The 22,133-nt window shown below is 43.6% G+C and carries 19 protein-coding genes; 4 read left to right on the top strand and 15 right to left on the bottom strand.

Annotated elements, in window-relative coordinates; translation table 11 throughout:
• Positions 1 to 118 precede the first annotated feature (118 nt).
• The 4 genes from AC25Y5_RS13170 to AC25Y5_RS13155 are packed head-to-tail and all read right to left on the bottom strand — an operon-like array spanning position 119 to position 4,371.
• Positions 119 to 1,480: an ABC transporter substrate-binding protein gene (locus tag AC25Y5_RS13170; RefSeq protein WP_488140739.1), complete on the bottom strand. Its 1,362-nt coding sequence runs from the start codon at positions 1,478 to 1,480 to the stop codon at positions 119 to 121.
• 43 nt (positions 1,481 to 1,523) lie between these two features.
• Positions 1,524 to 2,342: a carbohydrate ABC transporter permease gene (locus tag AC25Y5_RS13165; RefSeq protein ID WP_488140695.1), complete on the bottom strand. Its 819-nt coding sequence runs from the start codon at positions 2,340 to 2,342 to the stop codon at positions 1,524 to 1,526.
• Positions 2,339 to 3,241, bottom strand: coding sequence for a carbohydrate ABC transporter permease (locus AC25Y5_RS13160; protein WP_488140694.1), 903 nt, complete (start codon positions 3,239 to 3,241; stop codon positions 2,339 to 2,341). The genes AC25Y5_RS13165 and AC25Y5_RS13160 overlap by 4 nt, the downstream gene beginning before the upstream one ends.
• Positions 3,238 to 4,371, bottom strand: coding sequence for an ABC transporter ATP-binding protein (locus tag AC25Y5_RS13155; protein WP_488140693.1), 1,134 nt, complete (start codon positions 4,369 to 4,371; stop codon positions 3,238 to 3,240). The genes AC25Y5_RS13160 and AC25Y5_RS13155 overlap by 4 nt, the downstream gene beginning before the upstream one ends.
• Before the next feature lie 152 nt (positions 4,372 to 4,523).
• Between AC25Y5_RS13155 and AC25Y5_RS13150 the strand changes: the two genes are divergently transcribed.
• Complete coding sequence (locus tag AC25Y5_RS13150) at positions 4,524 to 5,402, top strand: glycerophosphodiester phosphodiesterase family protein (protein ID WP_488140692.1); 879 nt, start codon at positions 4,524 to 4,526, stop codon at positions 5,400 to 5,402.
• A 209-nt stretch (positions 5,403 to 5,611) separates the two neighbouring features.
• Here the strand turns inward: AC25Y5_RS13150 and AC25Y5_RS13145 are convergent, their stop codons facing one another.
• The 4 genes from AC25Y5_RS13145 to aceA form a co-directional block, all read right to left on the bottom strand.
• Positions 5,612 to 6,778, bottom strand: a complete 1,167-nt coding sequence (locus AC25Y5_RS13145; RefSeq protein WP_488140691.1) for a pyridoxal-phosphate-dependent aminotransferase family protein — start codon at positions 6,776 to 6,778, stop codon at positions 5,612 to 5,614.
• 154 nt (positions 6,779 to 6,932) lie between these two features.
• Complete coding sequence (locus AC25Y5_RS13140; protein WP_482102098.1) at positions 6,933 to 7,061, bottom strand: protein YhfH; 129 nt, start codon at positions 7,059 to 7,061, stop codon at positions 6,933 to 6,935.
• 44 nt (positions 7,062 to 7,105) lie between these two features.
• Positions 7,106 to 8,680, bottom strand: a complete 1,575-nt coding sequence (gene aceB, locus AC25Y5_RS13135; RefSeq protein WP_488140738.1) for a malate synthase A — start codon at positions 8,678 to 8,680, stop codon at positions 7,106 to 7,108.
• 62 nt (positions 8,681 to 8,742) lie between these two features.
• Positions 8,743 to 10,026 carry an isocitrate lyase gene (gene aceA / locus AC25Y5_RS13130; RefSeq protein ID WP_488140690.1) on the bottom strand — a complete coding sequence of 428 codons (1,284 nt, stop codon included), beginning with the start codon at positions 10,024 to 10,026 and terminating at the stop codon, positions 8,743 to 8,745.
• A 227-nt stretch (positions 10,027 to 10,253) separates the two neighbouring features.
• Between aceA and AC25Y5_RS13125 the strand changes: the two genes are divergently transcribed.
• From AC25Y5_RS13125 to AC25Y5_RS13115, 3 genes are all read left to right on the top strand, one after another.
• Positions 10,254 to 10,925 (top strand): LytR/AlgR family response regulator transcription factor, encoded by a 672-nt coding sequence (locus tag AC25Y5_RS13125; RefSeq protein ID WP_488140689.1) that lies wholly within the window; start codon positions 10,254 to 10,256, stop codon positions 10,923 to 10,925.
• Positions 10,926 to 10,964: 39 nt separating this feature from the next.
• Positions 10,965 to 11,639 carry a hypothetical protein gene (locus AC25Y5_RS13120; RefSeq protein WP_488140688.1) on the top strand — a complete coding sequence of 225 codons (675 nt, stop codon included), beginning with the start codon at positions 10,965 to 10,967 and terminating at the stop codon, positions 11,637 to 11,639.
• Positions 11,640 to 12,056: 417 nt separating this feature from the next.
• Positions 12,057 to 13,511 (top strand): carbon starvation CstA family protein, encoded by a 1,455-nt coding sequence (locus tag AC25Y5_RS13115; RefSeq protein ID WP_488140687.1) that lies wholly within the window; start codon positions 12,057 to 12,059, stop codon positions 13,509 to 13,511.
• A gap of 68 nt (positions 13,512 to 13,579) precedes the next feature.
• Here the strand turns inward: AC25Y5_RS13115 and AC25Y5_RS13110 are convergent, their stop codons facing one another.
• The 7 genes from AC25Y5_RS13110 to ilvC form a co-directional block, all read right to left on the bottom strand.
• Positions 13,580 to 14,911, bottom strand: coding sequence for a sodium/glutamate symporter (locus tag AC25Y5_RS13110; RefSeq protein ID WP_488140686.1), 1,332 nt, complete (start codon positions 14,909 to 14,911; stop codon positions 13,580 to 13,582).
• A gap of 332 nt (positions 14,912 to 15,243) precedes the next feature.
• Complete coding sequence (gene ilvA / locus AC25Y5_RS13105) at positions 15,244 to 16,236, bottom strand: threonine ammonia-lyase (protein WP_488140685.1); 993 nt, start codon at positions 16,234 to 16,236, stop codon at positions 15,244 to 15,246.
• A gap of 24 nt (positions 16,237 to 16,260) precedes the next feature.
• Positions 16,261 to 16,851: a 3-isopropylmalate dehydratase small subunit gene (leuD, locus tag AC25Y5_RS13100; RefSeq protein WP_482102106.1), complete on the bottom strand. Its 591-nt coding sequence runs from the start codon at positions 16,849 to 16,851 to the stop codon at positions 16,261 to 16,263.
• A 19-nt stretch (positions 16,852 to 16,870) separates the two neighbouring features.
• Entirely contained in the window at positions 16,871 to 18,280 is a 1,410-nt protein-coding gene (leuC, locus tag AC25Y5_RS13095) for a 3-isopropylmalate dehydratase large subunit (protein ID WP_482102107.1), read from the bottom strand.
• A 46-nt stretch (positions 18,281 to 18,326) separates the two neighbouring features.
• Positions 18,327 to 19,427, bottom strand: a complete 1,101-nt coding sequence (gene leuB / locus AC25Y5_RS13090) for a 3-isopropylmalate dehydrogenase (RefSeq protein ID WP_482102108.1) — start codon at positions 19,425 to 19,427, stop codon at positions 18,327 to 18,329.
• A gap of 121 nt (positions 19,428 to 19,548) precedes the next feature.
• Positions 19,549 to 21,096: a 2-isopropylmalate synthase gene (locus tag AC25Y5_RS13085; RefSeq protein WP_488140684.1), complete on the bottom strand. Its 1,548-nt coding sequence runs from the start codon at positions 21,094 to 21,096 to the stop codon at positions 19,549 to 19,551.
• On the bottom strand, positions 21,083 to 22,117 hold the full coding sequence (ilvC, locus tag AC25Y5_RS13080; RefSeq protein WP_482102110.1) for a ketol-acid reductoisomerase: 1,035 nt from the start codon (positions 22,115 to 22,117) through the stop codon (positions 21,083 to 21,085). The genes AC25Y5_RS13085 and ilvC overlap by 14 nt, the downstream gene beginning before the upstream one ends.
• Positions 22,118 to 22,133 lie beyond the last annotated feature (16 nt).

Here is a 22,133-nt window from a genome sequence, read left to right as displayed (position 1 = left end):
AATTAATGGGTATTCAATAACGACTTCTTGTTCAACTCAACAACCATACAAAAGTACAATTACATCATATGAAACCCCTATTCGCTCTTACACGAATAGGGGCTTATCTTCTACTAGTCTATTGTTTCGTTTTGTTAGCAATTTCCATTGCACGGTTCGTTCCTTCTGCTGCCTGATCAAGGACTTCCTGAGGTTTTCCCCCTTGGTAAAGATCTTCCAAAGCAGTTACAATCTGTTGACGTGATTCCGGGAAGACTGAGATGAGCGCTCCTTGTGTCGCAAGACCTGGAACCGTATCTTGTAGCTGATCGACTGTCACTTTGAATTGTGGGAATTCTGCCCACTTTTCAATTACGCTCTCTTCATCATATGCTTTCGGGTTAATGGCAAAATACCCTGTATCCAGATGCCATTTTGCCTGTACTTCCGGTGTCGTCATGTATTTCATGAACTCCCATGCTGCTTCTTGGTCTTTTTCATCGATTCCTTTAGACATCCAAAGCGAAGCACCACCAATTACAACCCCGTTTCGTTTCACTTCATCCGCGTGGGGAATGTATGCAACGCCTACGTCAAATGGCGCGGTAGCAATAGCACCTGCAACGCCTGCTGATGAATCCATATACATCGCTACTTTTTCAGAAGCAAACGCTGCACGGATATCATCCCAGTTCGTTCCGAAGTTGCCGAATGTACCGGCTTTGTTCATCGTATCTAAGAAGTTGAAAGCGTTAAGTCCTTCTGGTCCGTTAAAGAGTGCTTCTGTCGCATCTCCCGCACGGCCATTTTCTTCATTAACATATAATCCGCCCTGTGTTGCAACGAGCTGTTCGAAAAACCATCCGTACGTCAGCATAGAGAATCCATACATCTCACCTTTTTTTAGTTTCTCTGCAGTACTGATTACTTCAGAGAATGTTTCTGGAGCTTTTTCAGGGTCTAACCCAGCCTCTTTGAAAGCTTCTTTGTTGTAGACCATGACTGGCGTCGATGAGTTGAATGGCATTGAATACAGCTCTCCATCGACTTTGTAGTAGTTTAAAATGTTTTCCTCAAGTTGAGAAAGATCATAATTATCCTTATCAATGAATGATTGGATTGGCTCAATGTAGCCACTGTCAATCATATATTTCGTACCGACTTCAAATACTTGCGTAATGGCAGGTGCATCTTTTGTCCCGCCAACTCCACGCAGTTTTGTCAGAGATTCTTCATACGTTCCTTGGAATTCAGCGAGCACTTCGTATTTTTCTTGTGACTCGTTGAATCCTTCGACAATTGCATCAAGTGACTCCTGCCCAGAACCGGACATTGCGTGCCAAAATTCTATGGATACTTTTTCATCCTCTACAGTCGTTTCTTCACCCGTTTCAGGTTCAGGTGTTTCCGCCGCATCGTCTTGCGTATCGCTATCACTGTTCGTGCATGCCGCTAAAACTGCCAAACTCATTATAAGAATCCAAAATAGCGATGATTTCAACACTTTCTTCACACTAAACACCCCTTTTTTATAATCGCCAAGATCATTTTAAAGCACCTTGAGATAAACCTTTCTGTAACTGCTTTTGTCCAATAAATAACAATAATAATGTGGGAATGATTACTATAATCACACCTGCCATGACCACCCCCCATTCTGTTCCCGTTTCTTGCGACTGTAGTTGTTTCAAGCCGATTTGGACAGTTCTCACGGACTTATTTGTCGTAATGAGCAATGGCCATAAGTACATATTCCATGTCGTCAGAAAGCCGTATGCACCTAACGTTACGAGACTTGTTTTTGACATAGGCAGGATAACACGTCTAAAAAATGCAAATCGACTTAAACCGGCGATTTGTGAAGCTTCGTGCATTTCTTTTGGTATCGTTTTGAAATGCTGACGCAGCAGGAATGTGCCAAAGGCCAGTGCGAAAAAAGGCAGCGTCAGCCCTTGATATGTATTGAGCCAATCCAGTTTTTGGATGGTGAATTTATTCGGAATCATCGTTGCTTCCCAAGGGATCATCATTGTCGAGATGAACAGGAAGAATATGAAATCACGCCCTCTGAAAGGGATAAATACAAACGCATATGCAGCAAGACTACATACTGCAAGCTGTCCCAACATGACACTCACTGAAACTATGAAACTGTTCAATAGGTAATTCATCAAGGGCAACCTATCAAATACTTTAAAATAGTTATCCAGGCTAAATGACTGCGGAAGAAACTTCCCTTGTAAAAGTTCAGGGCCCGTCATAAAGGAAATCAGAAAGGCATAAATAACTGGGAAGAACACAAGAAATGATGTAACTATCAGCAGAAAGTAAATCCAAATCTTTTTCGGAAGGCTTGTTGTCATTGGTAGTGCACCTTCCTTTCTCCTAGTTTAAATTGGAGAATCGTTACAATAAGGATAATGATGAATAGAACGACCGCCTGTGCACTTGCCGTTCCAAACTGATAGTTGACGAAAGCTTCGCGGTAAATGGAATAGACAATGAGATTTGTCGAAGTCGATGGACCGCCCTGTGTCAAAATATCAATTTGTCCAAATGACTGGAATGCATTGATTAGCGAAATGGTAATGATGAAAAATAATGTGGGCGATAGCATCGGAAGCGTAATACGCCTCAACCTATAATAGTAACCCGCCCCATCAATTCGGGAACTCTCATAAAGATGTTCATCAATATTTTGTAACCCTCCAAGTAGAATCAGGAAGGAGAATCCGATATTCATCCAAATCGTTGAAATGGAAACGGATAGAAGTGCCCACTCCGGATCTAGCAGCCACTGGATTTGCGGCAAATTCAGCATACTCAGTATCCGATTGAACATGCCCATGCTCGGGTTGAACATGAACAACCAGATAACAGATGACGCAGCTACAGAAATCCCCATTGTCGATGAATACAATGTCCGAAAGAAACCAATGCCTTTCAGTTTTTCATTCGCCAATAAAGCGAAAAATAAGGCTAAGAGAATGCCAATTGGTACCGTGTATAAGACAAATAAACCGGTTGCTTTCATGCTGTTGATAAATTCTGTCGACTCCATTAAATAGGCATAGTTCTCAAAACCGACTCCAATTGCAGCATTACCGTTTTGATCCGTTAGAAAGAAACTTAAATAGATTGTCCTAAACATCGGATAGAATACAAATACAGAAAAGAGAATGATAGATGGCAATAAATAAAGAAGTGCTGTTCTCCCATTCGCTGATTTTTTCCAAAACCCCGGTTTTTCTAGTGCGGTCATATCAGCACCTCTTTACCGAATACAACATTTCCAAGGTTCGTCGGCTTTTTAATCAAGTCGCCCGATGTAGCGTCAAAGAGGCATACCGCATCGTAATTAATAAGAATTGGAAGTCTATCTCCAATCTCGATTTGCCATTGTCCACTCCATTTTGCCATCCACTCATATGTACCTAGTTCAAAAGAAAACACGGTCTCATTGCCTAACACTTCAACGTTTGTAACGTCTACATAAAACTTGTCCTCCTCCGGCGTCTCTTTTAAAGCCGGGCGTAAATGTTCGGGACGGATACCGGCAGTGAGCAGAGGCACGGGGAAATCACTCATTTTCAAAGGAGGCATGGGCAAACGTAATACATCACCGATTACGATTTCAGATGCCTTTTTGTCTATATCAGCGTTCGCCAGATTCATGGGCGGAGAACCGATAAACGTTGCAACAAAAGGATTGGCAGGATTATTGTAAATCTCAATCGGTTTTCCGATTTGTTGAATTTCCCCCTCATGGAGAATCATAATACGATCCCCCATCGTCATCGCCTCAACTTGGTCATGGGTCACGTAAATCATCGTAATTCCAAGCTTTCGTTGAATCCTTCTAATTTCAGTCCGCATATGTGCACGCAGTTTTGCATCGAGATTCGACAGTGGTTCATCCATCAAACAAATTGGTGCTTCACTGACAATCGCACGGGCAAGTGCAACCCGTTGCCGCTGCCCGCCTGACAATTCACGGGGTTTTCTTTTTAATAAATTGCTTAGCCCCAGCATTTGCGCCACTTCAGCTGCTCTCTCCTGTTGCTCTACTTTCTTCACTTTTTTCACATCGAGCCCAAATGTGATATTTTGCTGGACTGTCAAATGTGGATAGAGTGCATAGTTTTGAAACACCATCGAAAGGTCACGTTTATCGGGTGATAAATGATTCGCTACCTGATCGCCGATTTTCAGTGTTCCACTCGTACAACTTTCAAGTCCTGCAATCATCCGTAGCATCGTGCTTTTCCCGCATCCAGAAGGTCCGACGAGAACGAAAAACTCGCCAGGCTCGATTGTTACGTCTATATTGGAAATAACATTAGTTTGTTTATCATAAGATTTAGATAGATTAATAAGTTCTACTTTTTTCACAAATTCAATTCCTTTCTAATCGTAATCCAAATACCTTTAGCGGTTTCTCCTATCTATATGTATAGCCTACAATAAGTAGACAATATGCCATTCGTTATTTACTGAATCTTTATAAACTTTTACATTGCTTAAACAAAGAAGGAGCGATTGCGATGAAAAAAATGACGATGCTGCTACTCCTTTTAGCGTTATCCGGTTGCATGATATCCTCTGCTGAACGCGTATCTTTACCTGAAGATAGATTCCTTGTCATTGCGCATCGCGGAGCATCGGCCTATGCGCCCGGTCACACGTTAACTGCCTATGAAATGGCTGTTGAAATGGGTGCGGACTACATTGAACTTGATTTACAAATGACGAAGGATGGCACACTTGTCGCGTTCCACGATTCAATCGTGTCATTTCCCAATGCCGAACAAGCAGTTGCTGACGTTACGATGGATGAACTCGATCTTTATTCGCCTGGCGATGATTTTAATGAAAAGAACCCCCGTTATGCCTCTCCGGGATATAAAGATTTACAAGTCCTCGAACTGGAGGATATCTTACTACACTTTGGTAATACAGTTAATTACTACATTGAAATGAAATCTCCTGTAAACAACATGGGCATTGAAAATGAACTGATCCAACAGCTTCGTGCTCACGACCTCCTTGACCAAAATGAAATAATGCCAAAAGTGATCATTCAATCATTCAGTGAGAAGAGCTTGAAAAAAGTGGCTGCCATGGAACCTTCTATTCCTCTTATCAAGTTATACACATTCGATAAAGCTGCGCACCTTTCAAAAAAAGCGTTACGTAAACTTGAAGTGTATGCATCCGGTGTAGGTTTGAATGCAGACGCAGTAACAAAGGAATTTGTTGAATCACTGCACAAGGAAGGAATGGACGTTCATCCATTTACCGTTAATGATGAAGATACAATCCGAGCCCTTCTAAGGATGGGTGCAGATGGCGTATTTACAGATAAACCCGATATCGCCGTTAGGGTTAGGAGTGAATTAGGGTACTCCATGAATACATACTAGATTTGTAGGTGTTTTGGGCGGTTGGTGGGGGTTTTTGGGCGGTCGCGCGGATGATTCGGGCGGTTGACGACGGGCTTTGGGCGGTCGCGCAGATGATACGGGCGGTTGGCGAGCGTTTTCGGGCGGTCACGAGGTGGATTCGAGCACTCGTACGATTTCCAGAACAAAAAAAGCTATCCCATTATAGGATAGCCCACATTAATTCTTAATCAAACGGCCACTTTCACTTCTTCTTTAAACCGTTCAACTGCTTTTTGGATATCTACAGAATGACCGATTTCATTCAACGTTTCGCCGATTAATTCAATTGCTTTTTCGAGCATTTGTTCCGTCGTATTGCCCATATGCCCGATGCGGAGTGCTTTGCCTGCTAAATGAGCGAGTGAGCCTGCGACGATGACACCTTTTTTACCGAGTGCTGCGCGGAACTCGGCATCGTTCACGCCTTTCGGGTAAAGGATACAACTCAAAGTTGACGCTGCAACGTCTTCTTGTGCTAATGCTTTCATGCCGTATTCAGAAAGTGCTGCACGCACTGCCTTTCCGAATGCCGTGTGGCGTACAATTCTGTTCGACACCCCTTCTGCAAGGACGAGTCTCATTCCTTCATCATAGGCATAGATCAAGTTTACAGGCGGTGTTGCAAAATATTTCGATGGATCATTCATGATAGGAATCCAATTATAGATATCGCAATAATAAGCTGGAACGCGTTCGATTTGCGCTCTTGCGTCCAAAGCTGTTTTATTGAAAGCGACAATTGCAAGTCCGGGTGGCACGCCAATCGCTTTTTGAGAACCTGTTAAAATCACGTCAATTTTATAGTCCGGTTGGCCATACCCTTTGCTCATATCTTCTTCCATCGCAGCCGTTGCGCAGACACCATCCAAAATGACAAGTGCCCCGTGTTTTTTTATAATGGGAACAAGCGCATCCAGATTAGCTACGACACCTGTTGATGTATCGGCGTGTGTGATTGTAACAGCTTTATAGGTTCCTTCGGCCAGTTTCGCTTCCACTTCTTCAGGAGTGACTTGCTTGCCCCACTCGGACTGCAGGACGTCTATTTCAATCCCGAAAGCTTGGCCTAGTTTTATGAACCTGTCACCGAAGAAGCCTTGACTAACGATTAATATCTTTTCGCCGGCAGCGACAGTATTGACGAGCGCCATTTCCATTGCAACCGTTCCAGATCCAGCAACGACGAATACTTCTCCGTCGGTTTTAAGTAATTCTCTTGTCTGCTCGATTGCATTTTTATAGATGGCAACAAATCTAGGATCTGTATGTCCTCTCGTTTCACTTGCCATCGCATCGTAAATGGAATCGACAACTGGCGTCGGTCCGGGTATCAAAAGCATTTCTTCGTTTCGCATTAAGTATCCCTCACATTTCGTTAGATTGTTTAACGTTCATTAGTAGTACTTCGATATATGTTGTGAAAGTCCTCTATCCTTGTCGAAATTGTGTATACGTTTTACATAGTAATGGCGGCTCTATTCCGTTTTAAGGAATTGAGCCGCCATTCTGTCACCCTTCGTTTAAACCAATGCATCGTTCACACTCGAACAATGGAGACTCGACCTTCTCTACAATTTCACAGCCACATTCCCGACAAATCTTTTTCGGCATTTCTTTCCTGTTTTTGTTTGTTTGCATATTAATCTCCTCCACTCTCATAATAGTTGGCCTTCATTTATTCCTCATACTAATTTCTCATAACCTGGCAGTGTTAAAAACTCAACGAAGTCATCTTGCACAATCAATGAGGAAAACAGTTCTGCGGCTTCTTCATATCTACCGGAACGGAATGCTTCTTCTCCCACTTGCTGTTGAATTAATGCAACTTCTTCTTTCAATACTTCCATAACTAATTTCTCTGAAATATCTTGGCCATCGGTAAGTTTTCCTTGCGGATGACGAATCCATTGCCATACTTGGGATCTTGAGATTTCTGCTGTTGCCGCGTCTTCCATCAAGTTATTGATTGGAGCCGCCCCATTTCCTCTGAGCCAAGAGGCGATGTATTGGACGCCCACACTGCAATTCATTCGCAGGCCTTCTTCTGTAATGGTTCCTTCTGGGACTTCGAGTAAGTTCGCTGCGGTTACATGAACGTCTTCCCGCTTACGGTCAATTTGATTCGGTGTTGGCATATGCGCATTGAACTGCTCCATCGCTACTGCGACAAGTCCTGGATGCGCCACCCACGTTCCATCATGCCCGTCAGTCGCTTCACGGCGTTTGTCTTCACTTACTTTGCCAAATGCCGCCGCGTTTGCTTGTGGATCATTTTTAATCGGGATTTGTGCCGCCATCCCCCCGACTGCCGGGGCATTCCGCTTGTGACAAGTTTGAATGCAGAGCGATGTGTAAGCCCGCATGAATGGCGATGTCATCGTCACTTGGCCTCGATCCGGCAAAATGACATCCGGCTGATTACGCAGCTTCTTAATATAGCTGAAAATGTAATCCCAGCGTCCGCAATTCAACCCTGCTGAATGGTCTCGAAGCTCGTAAAGTATTTCGTCCATCTCGAATGCCGCTATAATTGTTTCGATTAACACGGTTGCACGAATTGTTCCTTGGGGAATACCAAGTCGCTGCTGTGCAAAAATGAATACATCGTTCCACAATCTTGCTTCTAGATGACTTTCGATCTTCGGTAGATAGAAGTAAGGTCCTGATCCACGTGCGATTAATTCTTTTGCGTTATGGAAGAAGTAAAGCCCAAAGTCGAAGAAACCTCCTGCAATCGGTTCATCGCCAACCATGACGTTTTTCTCCACTAAATGTAATCCTCGCGGTCGAACCATCAAAACGGCAATATCTTCATTCAATTTGTATGTTTTTCCATTGGATGGCTGTTCAAACTCTATCGTTCTGCGGACGGCATCTTTCATATTGAGTTGGCCTTCCAACATGTTCGCCCAAGTTGGGGAAGTTGCGTCTTCAAAACAGGCCATGAATGTTTTCGCGCCTGAGTTTAATGCATTGATGACCATTTTCCGTCCAACAGGTCCCGTAATTTCTACCCGTCTGTCCTGTAAGTCGCTAGGAAGGGGCGCAATCGTCCATTCCCCCTCCCGTATCGCTATCGTTTCGGGTAAAAAATCGAGTTGGACTCCATTATCCACTTCCACTTGACGCTGTGCTCGTTTTGCTAAGAGTTCTTTCCTTCGTTCATCAAAATGAGTATGAAGAGATTGTAGGAATTCCAGTGCTTCCGGAGTTAATATCCCTTCACTTTCAGCATTCAGTTCGCCTATGACTTTTATCGTATGAGTTGTATTGGCTTTCGTTGACAGTTTCAACACCCTCTCCGATTTCCGATTGTTGACTAGTTAACAAATTGTGCGGTTTCCGTAGAACCTTTCATAGCTGTCGTAGAAGATGTGCCGCCTGAAATGATCTGTGACACGTCGTCGAAGTAGCCCGTTCCAACTTCACGTTGGTGCCTTGTCGCTGTATAGCCTTTCTCTTCATTCGCAAATTCAGCTTGTTGCAGTTTCGAGTATGCCGCCATGCCATTGTCTTTGTAGTCATGCGCAAGGTTGAACATGCTGTGATTCAATGAATGGAAACCTGCAAGTGTGACGAATTGGAATTTGTAGCCCATCTTCCCGAGTTCCACTTGGTATTTAGCAATCGTTGCTTCGTCCAAATTCGCTTCCCAGTTGAATGAAGGTGAACAGTTATAAGCAAGCATTTTCCCAGGGAATTTCGCATGGATTGCATCTGCAAACTGTTGCGCTTCTTCAAGGGACGGATGTGACGTTTCACACCAGACAAGGTCGGCATATGGCGCGTAAGCCAATCCACGTGCAATCGCTTGGTCGATACCAGGTTTTGTCCGGTAGAATCCTTCAGGTGTCCGTTCGCCAGTTAGGAATTTAGCATCTACTGGATCTATATCGCTTGTGACCATATCTGCTGCATCTGCATCTGTACGTGAGATAAGAACAGTTGGTACGCCGAGAACGTCTGCCGCAAGTCTTGCAGCGACTAAGTTACGAATCGCATTTTGTGTAGGAAGCAATACTTTTCCACCTAGGTGTCCACATTTCTTTTCAGATGCCAGTTGGTCTTCCAGGTGAACGCCAGCTGCTCCGGCTTCAATCATACCTTTCATTAATTCGAATACATTAAGAGGTCCACCAAATCCTGCTTCAGCGTCCGCTATAATTGGTGCGAACCAGTCAAATCCATCATCGCGTCCTTCTGAATGGTCGATTTGGTCAGCCCGTTGTAGTGCTTGGTTGATACGTTTGACAACAGAAGGAACACTATTTGCTGGATATAAACTTTGGTCAGGATACATTTGGCCCGAAAGGTTTGCATCCGCTGCCACTTGCCAGCCACTTAGATAAATTGCTTGAAGTCCGGCTTTTACTTGTTGCACCGCTTGGTTACCTGTTAGTGCACCAAGTGCATTGACGTAGTCTTCTTCATGCAATGAATCCCATAAACGTGTTGCACCCTTAGTTGCCAGTGTTTGTTCAATCAAAATGGATCCACGAAGTTTCACAACTTCTTCCGCAGTATAAGGACGTTCAATCCCTTTCCACCTGCTATCCTTTGCCCAACTTTTTTCCAATTGTTCAATCTGCTTTTGTCTAGTCATATCAAACGTCACACCTTCCAATTTTTTTAACGGTCAGCTATTTATGAAATTAATGCTTTTGTACTGTTTCATAACAGCTGCAGTTGTTATACATTAATATATAACAGTAACACCGAAGTTGTCTGTACTTTCCGACAAAATGATATTTTTTCGGGATGAACTTGATTTAGAGTCGACGAAATCCTTTGAATGTTTTAGATTAATAGATTATAAAGGGGGAAACAGATATGGTGAAGGAAAATGTGGAGATTGCTAGAGATGTATTACAACAGTATGCTTCAATATTAGGTGACTGGGTCCCAAAAGACGCTGCCGTCGCGATTGCCATTGGCGGTCATTACATTTATTATGTTGAAGGTGTTCACGACATCCAGTTGAAAGAAGGCCAGCCCATTATGCCTGGGAGCCTGGCAGATAAAGTGATTCATGACCGCATTAAAGTGGACACAGTCATGGATAACTTGTCATTCGGAGTTCCCTACTATGGAATCGGCTATCCCATTGACCTGCTTGGTGAACCTGGTGCGCTAATCGTCATCTTGCCTCCGAATTATCATGTACACCGCCATGAACCCTTCCGTTTCCTGACAGGGAAACAGGATGAAGACTGGAGCCCTGTTCCGATCAATGAGATTGCCTATATAGAAAGCTTACAAAAGAAAACTTGGTTTTACGTAGACGGCGAACAGTATAGCACCAGACATACATTGAAAGATTTACAATTAAGGCTTCCAAAAAACTTTATGCGAGTCCATCGATCTTACATTGTGAACATTCCAGCCATCTTACGTATCTCCAAGGACATCACTTCGAATCTATTATTAACGTTGAGGGATGGCACAGAGTTACCCGTCAGCCAAACGTATATGACGGAGGTGAGGAAGGCACTTGGGTTTTAGGTTTTAGGTTGTTGGTGGGTGGTTGAGGGGTTTGGGCGGTTGGACGAAGATTTCGGGCGGTTGACAGCGAGCTATGAGCGGTACGACAACGGGTTCGGGCGGTTGACGACGAGATTTGAGCGGTACGGCAGCGGGTTCGGGCGGTCGCCGGTGAGTTTTGAGCGGTACGACAGCGCGTTTGGGCGGTCACCGGCGACATTCGAGCGGTACGACAGGGTTTTCGGGCGATCGTCGGCGACATTCGAGCGGTACGCTAGGGTTTTCGGGCGGTCGCCGGCGACATTCGAGCGGTACGACAGGGTTTTCGGGCGGTCGCCGGCGAGTTTCGAGCGATACGACAGCGCGTTTGGGCGGTCGCCGGCGACATTCGAGCGGTACGCTAGGGTTTTCGGGCGGTCGCGGGCGAGTTTCGAGCGATACGACAGCGCGTTTGGGCGGTCGCCGGCGACATTCGAGCGGTACGCTAGGATTTTCGGGCGGTCGTCGGCGATTTTTGAGCGGTACGACAGCGCGTTTGGGCGGTCACCGGCGAGATTCGGGCGGTTCTACGGGCGTTGGGCGCTCACCTGCAGGCATTGGACGGCCGGAAATGTTATATGGATAAACATGTCACTAATTTTGCTAAAACGTAACACACTCGCTATTGAAACACTGGGATTTTTCGCACCATCCCGAAAAGCAACCTATTATCCCCCTACTCCTATCTTTTTGTAATCGATTACACAACCTTTTTGAAGTAACCAAATAGTTTCTCAATGAAATATCCCATTGAATAACAACCCCTGCGTATTCATATAGTAATGAACCGAATCGAATAAAGTCCTGGAGGTATGAGGGATTCTTACTTGAAAGTAGAGAATAACGTGAGCATTCATGTTGAATATTTTTATCCGACATCGATTAGAACGATTCGGTTTGTCCACAGCTCACTTGCAAATCATAAATTGTTCGAATACCAGTACAATCATCTCCCAAAGATGAACTATCACTGCATCAGGATTGATATTCGCGGATTCGGTAAGTCAATAAATAGCTCGGACATTTATTGGGTGACAGTCACCGCCATCGAACCTAAGTTAGACTACAATCTGTCACTGCAACAACACGACCAACAAAAAAGGAGGAGTAGAATTGATTACATTTCTTGTTTCGATTGCACTGTTGATTGCCGCTTATTTCACGTATGGCAAGTACGTGGAGAAAGTATTCGGCATGCAAGAACATCGTAAAACGCCGGCGTATACGCTAGCGGATGGGCAAGACTATGTGCCGATGAGCAAACAGAAAAACTCGCTGATTCAACTATTAAACATAGCGGGTGTAGGTCCTATTTTCGGGCCAATTATGGGTGCACTTTACGGGCCGGTTGCTTTCTTATGGATTGTTTTCGGAGCCATTTTCGCAGGCGCTGTCCATGACTACTTAACCGGAATGATTTCACTACGAAATCGTGGTGCCCACTTGCCTGAACTTGCCGGTCAATTTCTTGGGAAAGTATTCAAACATGTCGTCAATGCGTTTGCCTTACTATTATTAATTCTGGTCGGAACGGTATTTGTAACAGCACCAGCCGCGTTACTAGGAGATTTAACACAAGGCTGGATGTCAGTTGGAATCTGGATCGTCATCATTTTTGCTTATTATTTGTTAGCTACACTACTTCCTATTGATAAAATCATTGGTAGGCTCTATCCGATTCTAGGGTTGATTCTATTAATCAGCACGGTCTGCATCGGGGGCGCCATTATTATTCAAGGTCACCCTATCCCTGAACTTACACTTGCAAATTTACATCCTGATAAATTACCGATTTTCCCGATTCTCTTCATTACCATTGCATGTGGTGCCTTATCGGGCTTTCATGCCACGCAATCACCCATCATTTCTCGTACAACTCAAAATGAATCACAAGGACGTTATATTTTTTACGGAATGATGATTGCAGAAGCGATCATCGCGATGATTTGGGCAGCGGCAGCGATGTCCATTTTTCACGGAACCGATTTAAGTGCTTTGCTAGATACTGTCGGACCTGCTGGAATCGTCAAAGAAGTATCAATGACAACACTTGGCGCAGTCTTAGGAACGATTGCAGTGCTTGGTGTAATCGTCTTACCTATCACTTCCGGTGATACCGCATTCCGCAGTGCGCGCATGATTGTCGCAGATTACATTGGCGTTGCACAAAGAAAGTTCAGTAGTCGCTTATGGATTGCACTGCCTATGTTTGCCATCTCCATCGTTCTGACTCAAATGGACTTCAATATACTATGGCGTTACTTCGCCTGGGCCAATCAAACCACGGCAATGATTGCACTGTGGATTGGTGCAATGTATCTCGCTCTACAGAAGAAAAATTACTGGATTGCAGCCATCCCAGCGACATTCATAACCATGACAACTTTCACCTATATATTGAACGCTCAAATTGGTTTCCGTCTACCAATGGATCTTGCCTATATAATCGCCGGTATCATTACCGTGATTATTGTAATCGCATTCTTTATCGGTCTCAGAAGAAAGCTTGCAGCTGCTGAATCTGGGCTGAAACCAATCGTTTTTGAAGATGGACTCGGTAAAAAGTGACTGACACTCTACTGATAGAAAAAACAGGACTCCCGGGTCGTCACTTCGACGACTGGAGTCCTGTTTCATTATGCCTTTTTATTCAACCATTTGTATTTAATCGCCATCAAATAAATGACGAATGAGAAGACGAATGTGATACCGACAAAGACCAACCCTTGCGAATTCAACACAAGCATCGGAGCGAACGTGATGAGTAAAATTTCAACGGGCGCAATTGGAATGTACGCCAAACTGTAATCATCCAGTGTCTTACTTTCCGATTTCGGATCGACGATTCTGAGAAGCGCCATCCCCATAGCAACCGTTCCAGTTGTCCAGCCCCATGTGAAGATCCCTTTTTCAAACCAGTATTCAGCAAAGAATTTCTTGGAAAGAATTACGAAAAACACATATGCATAAACCAGACCGAACAAGAACAATAAGAGTAGTGGAACAGCATAATCGACTACGACAGATATGCTGATCGACCCAATTCCGAATGCAACAAGAATATCTGTCGCACTTCCGCTGATACGTGAAACGACATCCTTACTCACATACTGATCCGTATTCGTTGAATTCAATATTTTCTTCACTAAGAGCCCTACCAGAAATGCTAGTGAAAATGCTGGTATAACAACACTTGGCAATAACATAGAGCCTAATTGGCTTAAATAATAACCGCCCATTGCAATGATTACAATGATAGATAAGTGGAAAACGTAAGGGTCTATTGAAATGGAAGATACCGTATCCGTTTCAGACTTCGTTCTTGAACCAGGGGGGATCAAACCCGTTCTAAGTTCATTCGGTAAATCATCGAATGAAGACAGGAAAGATGTATGTCCCTTAGATGAACCCCATTTAACGAAGAGAATCCCAATTAAGATCGAACTCAAAATCCCTACTGTAGCGGATGTCATTGCCAAAGAAGTTGCTTCTTCCCAACCATTTTGCGCAAACGTTGCACCAATCGCCGCTGCAGTTCCGTGTCCGCCTACAAATCCTGACGCAAGTAACAAACCGAAACCATCATGCACATCCCATATTGGATTGATCAGAATAAGAGCGAACAGCAAACCTCCGCCCCACATTAACACCATCGCCAACTGAGAGTACGACCACATGCTACCAACTCTTGTCTTGATAGCATTCCAGTCAATTCTAGGTGACAGTAATGGCAGTGTACCAAAAATAACTGCTATCAAAATTGCCGGATAAGTACCCATTTGATCTGAAAACGGTAAAAGACCGAATCCGTTTGGTCCGAGTATTAATGCTAGAAGCCCTGCTATGATACTGGCAGGTAAAAACATTCGCTGAACGAAACCTACCTTTGCACGTATAATCGTTCCTGCAAGTAAAAGCAGTGCTATCAAACCAATATCCGTAAATAATACCCATGGTGAAAAGTCCATATTGAATTCTCCTTTTTTTTACATTATTTTCTCTGCATTGTGCCCCTTTCTTTGCATCTATGTAATCGGTTACATGAACATTTAAAAAGCACGCATTTTTATTGACTTTAATCAAGATAACATCTATTTTAGTCCGAGTAAACTTAACGGACTACTCCCATTACACACTCAATTCAAAGCAAACAAAGTAGTTGAAAAACTTTATGTAAATAGAACGTAGGTATATGGGGTCTAGCCATGAAATCAATATGCTTTAATTAATCTAATGAACAACATTCCACTATTTTCACGCATTAAAAAATCCTTCAGCGTCGAAAGACACCAAAGGATTCTCAGTAAAAGTTAGTCACCATATCAGTCGTATTTGCAATACAGTCACCCAACTTACTAACATCGAAATTCCCACCCGAGACGATTATACCGACCCGATTAGATGAAACAGGTAACTTCTTGTTCAACACACTGGCAATTGCAGCCCCTGCGGCTCCTTCAACAAGGAGCTTCTCACGTTCGAGCATGAAAAGAATCGCTGATGAAATTTCCTGTTCCGTTACCGTGACCATATCGTCAACATAATTATGAATGATATCCATTGTCACTACACCTGGTTCACGAACGCAAATTCCTTCTGCGATTGTCGGTAAAAAATGCGTCGAGCTGTTTTTTCGCCCATGGAATGCTGTGAATATCGCAGATGCGTTGGCAGCCTGAACACCAATTACTTTTACACTTGGCCGTATCGCCTTCACAGCAAGTGCAGTCCCTGCAAGAAGCCCGCCGCCACCTGCTGGTACAACAATCGTATCCAAGTCAGGTTGTTGTTGCAGCATTTCCATTGCAACTGTAGCCTGCCCATCGATAACGGTTTGATCATCAAACGGATGAACAAATGTAGCGCCCGTTGCCAGCTGTTCGGTACGTGCAGCTTTATAGGCTTCATCATAACTTTTCCCGATAAGTTTAACGGTCGCACCGTATTTGCGAGTAGCATCCACTTTTGCGATTGGCGTTGTTTCAGGCATGAAAATCGTAACGCGTGCGCCTGCTTTTCGTCCTGCCAGCGCAACTCCTTGTGCATGATTTCCCGCAGAAGCGGCAATTAGTCCTTTTGCACATTCTTCCCCGGACAGTGTCGAAATTTTATTATATGCGCCACGTATTTTAAATGACCCTGTCTTCTGCAAATTTTCAAGCTTTAAATAGACATTTGATTGTGTCCATTCATTTAACGTCTTCGATTGTTTAATAGGTGTTCTGTGCACAACTTGTGATATGCGTTCAAATGCTTCAAATAAACTTGCTGTGTCATACAAATTAAGATTCACTCCACATCCTCTAGTCTTTCGCATTTACGTAAGTTGATGTAGTGCTTCATATTTGGCGATTTGTTCTTCATATTTAAAAGTTAAAGAAATTTCATCCCAGCCATTTAACAACATTTCTTTATAATACGGATCAATTGTGAACGAATAAGTCTTTCCGCCTTGCCCAGTTACCGTCTGTTCAACTAAATTGACTTCAACTGAATAGGGTTGCTGTTGGCCATTTGCAAGCAACTCTTCAACTTCATCCATTTTTAGCTTAATGGGTAATAAACCGTTTTTCATGCAATTATTATAGAAGATATCTGCAAAACTTGGTGCGATGACAACGTTGAATCCATAGTCTAAAATTGACCAAGGCGCATGTTCCCTCGAAGAGCCGCAACCGAAGTTTTCCTGAGCGACGAGGATTTTAGATCCTTTGAACCGTTCATCATTCAAGACAAAATCTTTCACTTCGGTTCCATCTGCATGATGACGCCAGTGGTAAAATAAATACTTTCCGAATCCAGTACGCTCGATTCGTTTCAAGAACTCTTTTGATATAATCTGGTCTGTATCAACGTTTTTACGATCTAGCGGTGTAATGACGCTAACGACTTCATTAATCGGTTCCATCTAATCATCCTCTCCTCAATTATGAATGAACAACTTCTAATTCGCGTACGTCTACGAAGTGACCTGCAATCGCAGAAGCTGCTGCCATAGCCGGACTCACAAGGTGTGTACGTGCCCCTGCTCCTTGACGACCTTCAAAGTTACGGTTCGATGTTGAAGCACATCTTTCGCCTGCTGGAACAACATCATCGTTCATCGCAAGGCACATGCTGCAACCTGATTCCCGCCATTCAAAACCAGCTTCAAGAAATACTGAATCCAACCCTTCATCCTCTGCCTGCTTTTTAACGGTGCGTGATCCGGGTACAACGATTGCCGTGACAGAAGGATGTACTTTCTTCCCTTCAATCACTTTTGCAGCTGCGCGTAGATCACTCAATCTCGCGTTTGTACAAGAACCGATGAAAACGTGTTGGATGTCAATGGATTTCAGTGGCATTCCTTCTTTAAGGCCCATATACGCCAGTGCTTGTTTCAAAGCCTCTTTGTCTGACTCCACTGCATAGTCTTTTGCATAAGGTACGCGTGCGGAGATACCCGATCCCATTGAAGGATTTGTTCCCCATGTGACAAACGGTTCAATTTCATCCGCATTTATCTCAAGAATCGTATCGTAGGATGCACCTTCATCTGTTGCAAGGGACAGCCAATGCGCCGCCGCTTCTTCAAAATCTTGGCCTTCAGGAACATATCTACGGTCTTTCAAGTAGGCGATTGTCGTTTCATCAGGGCTGATCAAACCGGCTTTCGCACCTGCTTCAATCGACATATTACAAACCGTCATACGTTCTTCCATCGTCAAATTCCGAATGGCTTCTCCCGTAAACTCAACAATATGTCCAGTTCCCATATCGATACCGAATTTTGCGATAATCGCTAAAATAACATCTTTTGCAGTAACACCGAAACCAAGTTTTCCGTTAATGCGGATTTCCATTGTTTTCGGTTTTGCTTGCCACAATGTTTGCGTTGAAAGTACGTGCTCTACCTCACTCGTGCCGATTCCAAAAGCAATTGCACCAAATGCGCCATGTGTAGATGTATGGCTATCGCCACAGACGATTGTTTTTCCAGGTTGTGTAAGTCCCAGTTCCGGCCCGATAATATGGACAATGCCTTGGTCGGGGTGATCCATGTTTGCAAGCGGGATTCCGAATTCGTCGCAATTCGTTTGCAATGTGTTGATTTGTTTCCGTGCAATCGGATCTTTGATTGCATCGCGGTTACGTGTTGGTACGTTATGATCCATCGTCGCAAAGCAAAGATCAGGTCTGCGCACAGTCCGATTGGCAAGTCTAAGTCCTTCAAACGCCTGCGGAGAAGTCACTTCATGTAATAAATGAAGATCGATATAGAGTAAATCTGGTTTCCCCTTTTCTTCATAGACGATATGCTGGTTCCAGATTTTTTCGATGATATTCTTAACCATATGACACCCCTTCCTCTCTCATTAATGATGCGTTGGGCTAATTAAGTTAAACGTATGAGAACATAATGCTATTCGAGACGAATTGAGTATCCAGTTCGTCGATTACTTTTTCTGTCCATTCTTTTGTAGATAACACGCGTTGCCCCGAAGCCGCAAGATCAGCTGTGAAGAACCCATCTTCGAATACCGTGTTAACCGCTTTTTCAATTTCTGATGCTTCCGTTTCCATCTTGAATGAATACCTCAACATCATTGCAGCAGATAGAATAGCCGCGGCAGGGTTTGCCATGTTAAGTCCTGCAATTTCTGGTGCAGAACCATGAACCGGTTCGTAAAGACCGAAACCATCCGAACGGATACTTGCTGACGGTAGAACGCCAAGTGAACCCGTAATGACAGATGCTTCATCACTTAGGATGTCACCAAACATATTCTCAGTTACGACAACGTCAAATGCTGCTGGATTTGTAATTAGTTTCATTGCTGTTGAATCGACTAACATATGCTCCACTTCGATATCGGGATATGCTTTTTTCTTCTCTTCAACAACTTCACGCCATAACTTACTCGTTTCAAGCACATTCGCTTTATCAACAGAAGCTACTTTCCCTCTGCGTAAGCGAGCGACTTCAAATGCTTTGACGACAATCCGCTCAATTTCTTCGCGTGTGTAAACTAATGAATCCACTGCTGCTTCTGCTGTACGACGACTTGGTTCTCCGAAGTACAAACCGCCAGTCAGTTCACGTACAATCATCATATCAACATCTTTTGCCACTTCTTCTTTTAGAGGAGAAGCATGGAGTAGGGATGGAATTGCTTTGACTGGACGTAAATTGGCAAACAAGTCAAAGCGTTTACGAATGGCAAGCAAACCTTTTTCAGGGCGTAATGCTGAAGGGTTTTGGTCCCATTTAGGACCGCCTACCGCACCGAGAAGAATCGCGTCACTCGCTTCACAAAGAGCTATTGTTTCATCCGGAAGTGGATTTTGATGTTTATCGATTGCAGCGCCGCCGATTACACCGTATTCTACGTTAAATGTATGTTTAAAACGTCTTGCAATTACTTCAAGTACCTTCACTGCCGCTTCTGTCACTTCTGGACCAATTCCGTCACCTGGTAATACTGTTATTTTCTTCTCCATAGAACTTCTCCTCCTTATTGTTTTCAATCTGTTTACGAAACTTACACTATTTGAAAATTCTTACTTACAACAACGTGCTTCCGCTGTTTTTTAAATTTATCTATGTCTTCGATATAGTTAGTTAATTAACATTAACTTTTGTTTTTGTTTTTGAATCCTGTTGAATCAATTGCCTGTTGATCGCATTAAAGTAGGCTTTTGCCGATGCGCCCAACACGTCCTGTGCAACATCACGCCCAATGGATACTTCACCATTGATACTTAGATTAACAACTGCTTCACCAAGTGCATCGCGTCCTTTTCCAATGGAGGTAACACGATAATCAAGAATATGAACTTTACCGTCAACAAGCATTTCCAACGTATTGAAAATAGCTTCAACTGATCCCGAACCCGTTGCCGTTGCAGTCACTGTTTCCCTATTTGGGTTTACCGCTGTAACCGTAGCTGTTGGGACATTCGCAGTTGCATATTGCACTTGAACATCAACAAGTTTATAAACAGGTATATCATTATTTTGAATTTGCTGATCTGTAAACAATACAAATAGATCATCTTCTGTAATTTCCTTTTTACGATCCGCAAGCTTCTTGAATTCTACAAATGCCTCATTTAACTTATCAGCGTCTAGATCGAAGCCCATTGAAATGGCACGGTCGCTGAATGCATGTCTGCCGGAGTGTTTACCGAGTGCAAGTGGTTCAGTTTTACCGCCGATTAATTCTGGCGTAATAATTTCATAAGTCTCACGATTTTTTAAGTAGCCATCTTGGTGAATACCTGACTCGTGCGCGAATGCGTTCTTACCAACAACCGCTTTGTTTGGCTGAATAACAACGCCTGTCAACTGGCTAACTAGCTGGCTCGTGCGTTTGATTTCTTGTAAATTAATGCCTGTTTCCAATCCATAAAAATCTTTGCGGATATGTAGAGCGACTGCAATTTCTTCAAGCGCTGCATTTCCTGCACGCTCTCCGATTCCATTGATTGTACCTTCAACTTGATCGGCACCATTTTCAATCGCTGCGATTGAGTTCGCAACTGCGAATCCTAAGTCATCGTGACAATGTGCGGAAAGCTTCACTTTATCGATACCTGTCACGTTTTCTTTCAAGTACTTGAACAACGCCCCGTATTCTTGAGGTGTAGCATAGCCGACTGTATCTGGGATATTAATAACTGTTGCACCCGCCGCAATTACTTGATTGATGATGCGGACTAGGAAATCGCGATCGGAGCGGGTTGCATCTTCCGCAGACCATTGAACACGAGGGAAAAACTTGCGTGCGTATTTCACAGCTTCTACTGCAATATCGACGACCTGGTCCGGTGTCTTCTGAAGTTTATATTCCATATGGATAGGTGAAGTTGCTAAAAATACATGAAGATTGGGTTCTTCTGCACCACGAAGTGCGTCCCAACATGTTTCAATATCGCTTTTCATTGCGCGGGCAAGACCAGTTACCGTTGATTTTTTCACTATGTTTGCAATACGTTGTACCGCTTCGAAATCACCCGGGGATGAAGCAGGAAACCCTGCTTCGATGATTGTTGCCCCGAATTTTTCAAGCTGTCGTGCAATTTGTAACTTCTCTGCGGTGTTTAGATTAATACCGGCAGATTGTTCACCGTCCCGAAGAGTTGTGTCGAATATGTCAATTTTTCGCACTACCCACCACTTCTTCCTCTTTTGATTTCGCACCTTCATTAACGAAAGGCATCATCGCACGAAGTTTTTTACCAACTACTTCAATTTCGTGCTGTGCTTCAGTTTCCTCAAACTTGTTAAAGTTCGGACGGCCGTTTTCGTTTTCTGCGATCCAATCTCTCGCGAATTTACCTGATTGAATATCAGTCAGTACATCTTTCATGCGTGCTTTTGTATCTGCGTCAACAATACGTGGTCCTGAAACGAAATCTCCCCACTCAGCTGTATCTGAGATTGAGTAACGCATTCCTGCCATTCCGCCTTCATACATAAGGTCAACAATTAGTTTTGTTTCATGCAATGTTTCGAAGTAAGCAAGTTCTGGTTGGTAACCCGCTTCTACTAGTGTTTCAAATCCTGCTTTGACAAGTGAAGTCAATCCACCACAAAGTACCGCTTGTTCTCCGAATAGGTCTGTTTCAGTTTCTTCTTTGAATGTTGTTTCAAGAACTCCGCCGCGTGCAGAACCGATTGCTTTTGCATAAGCAAGAGCTACGTCTTTTGCTTGACCAGAAACGTCTTGGTACACTGCGAACAATGCTGGAACGCCTGCGCCTGCTTCGAATGTTCTACGAACGAGATGTCCAGGTCCTTTTGGTGCAACTAGGAATACGTCAACATCTGCTGGTGGAACGATTTGATCGAAATGTACGTTGAATCCGTGTGCGAAAACAAGTGATTTCCCTGCTGTAAGTGCTGGCTCGATTTCTGCATCATAGACTTGCTTCTGTCTTTCATCCGGAAGTAGGATCATGATAACGTCCGCTTTTTCAGCAGCTTCACGAACAGTCAACACGTTTAGTCCGTCTTGTTTTGCTTGATCAAATGATTTTCCTTCGCGAACGCCGACAACTACATTGAATCCAGAGTCATTCAAGTTTTGTGCATGTGCGTGACCTTGTGATCCGTATCCGATGATTGCAATAAGCTTATCTTTCAAAAGTCCTTCGTTGATATCTTGGTTATAATACATTTTAGCCATAATTGTTTTCCTCCTA

Source organism: Sporosarcina sp. Y1011, assembly GCF_057669885.1.
Note: the sequence above shows the minus strand (reverse complement) of the source record. Positions and strands in the feature narration are given on the sequence as shown.

Excerpts from the sequence above, each read along its gene's own strand:
- AC25Y5_RS13165 (WP_488140695.1), bottom strand. The coding sequence starts at position 2,342 with ATGACAACAAGCCTTCCGAAAAAGATTTGGATTTACTTTCTGCTGATA.
- AC25Y5_RS13160 (WP_488140694.1), bottom strand. The coding sequence starts at position 3,241 with ATGACCGCACTAGAAAAACCGGGGTTTTGGAAAAAATCAGCGAATGGG.
- AC25Y5_RS13150 (WP_488140692.1), top strand. The coding sequence starts at position 4,524 with ATGAAAAAAATGACGATGCTGCTACTCCTTTTAGCGTTATCCGGTTGC.
- AC25Y5_RS13145 (WP_488140691.1), bottom strand. The coding sequence starts at position 6,778 with ATGCGAAACGAAGAAATGCTTTTGATACCCGGACCGACGCCAGTTGTC.
- AC25Y5_RS13140 (WP_482102098.1), bottom strand. The coding sequence starts at position 7,061 with ATGCAAACAAACAAAAACAGGAAAGAAATGCCGAAAAAGATTTGTCGG.
- aceA (WP_488140690.1), bottom strand. The coding sequence starts at position 10,026 with ATGACTAGACAAAAGCAGATTGAACAATTGGAAAAAAGTTGGGCAAAG.
- AC25Y5_RS13125 (WP_488140689.1), top strand. The coding sequence starts at position 10,254 with ATGGTGAAGGAAAATGTGGAGATTGCTAGAGATGTATTACAACAGTAT.
- AC25Y5_RS13110 (WP_488140686.1), bottom strand. The coding sequence starts at position 14,911 with ATGGACTTTTCACCATGGGTATTATTTACGGATATTGGTTTGATAGCA.
- leuD (WP_482102106.1), bottom strand. The coding sequence starts at position 16,851 with ATGGAACCGATTAATGAAGTCGTTAGCGTCATTACACCGCTAGATCGT.
- leuC (WP_482102107.1), bottom strand. The coding sequence starts at position 18,280 with ATGGTTAAGAATATCATCGAAAAAATCTGGAACCAGCATATCGTCTAT.
- leuB (WP_482102108.1), bottom strand. The coding sequence starts at position 19,427 with ATGGAGAAGAAAATAACAGTATTACCAGGTGACGGAATTGGTCCAGAA.
- ilvC (WP_482102110.1), bottom strand. The coding sequence starts at position 22,117 with ATGGCTAAAATGTATTATAACCAAGATATCAACGAAGGACTTTTGAAA.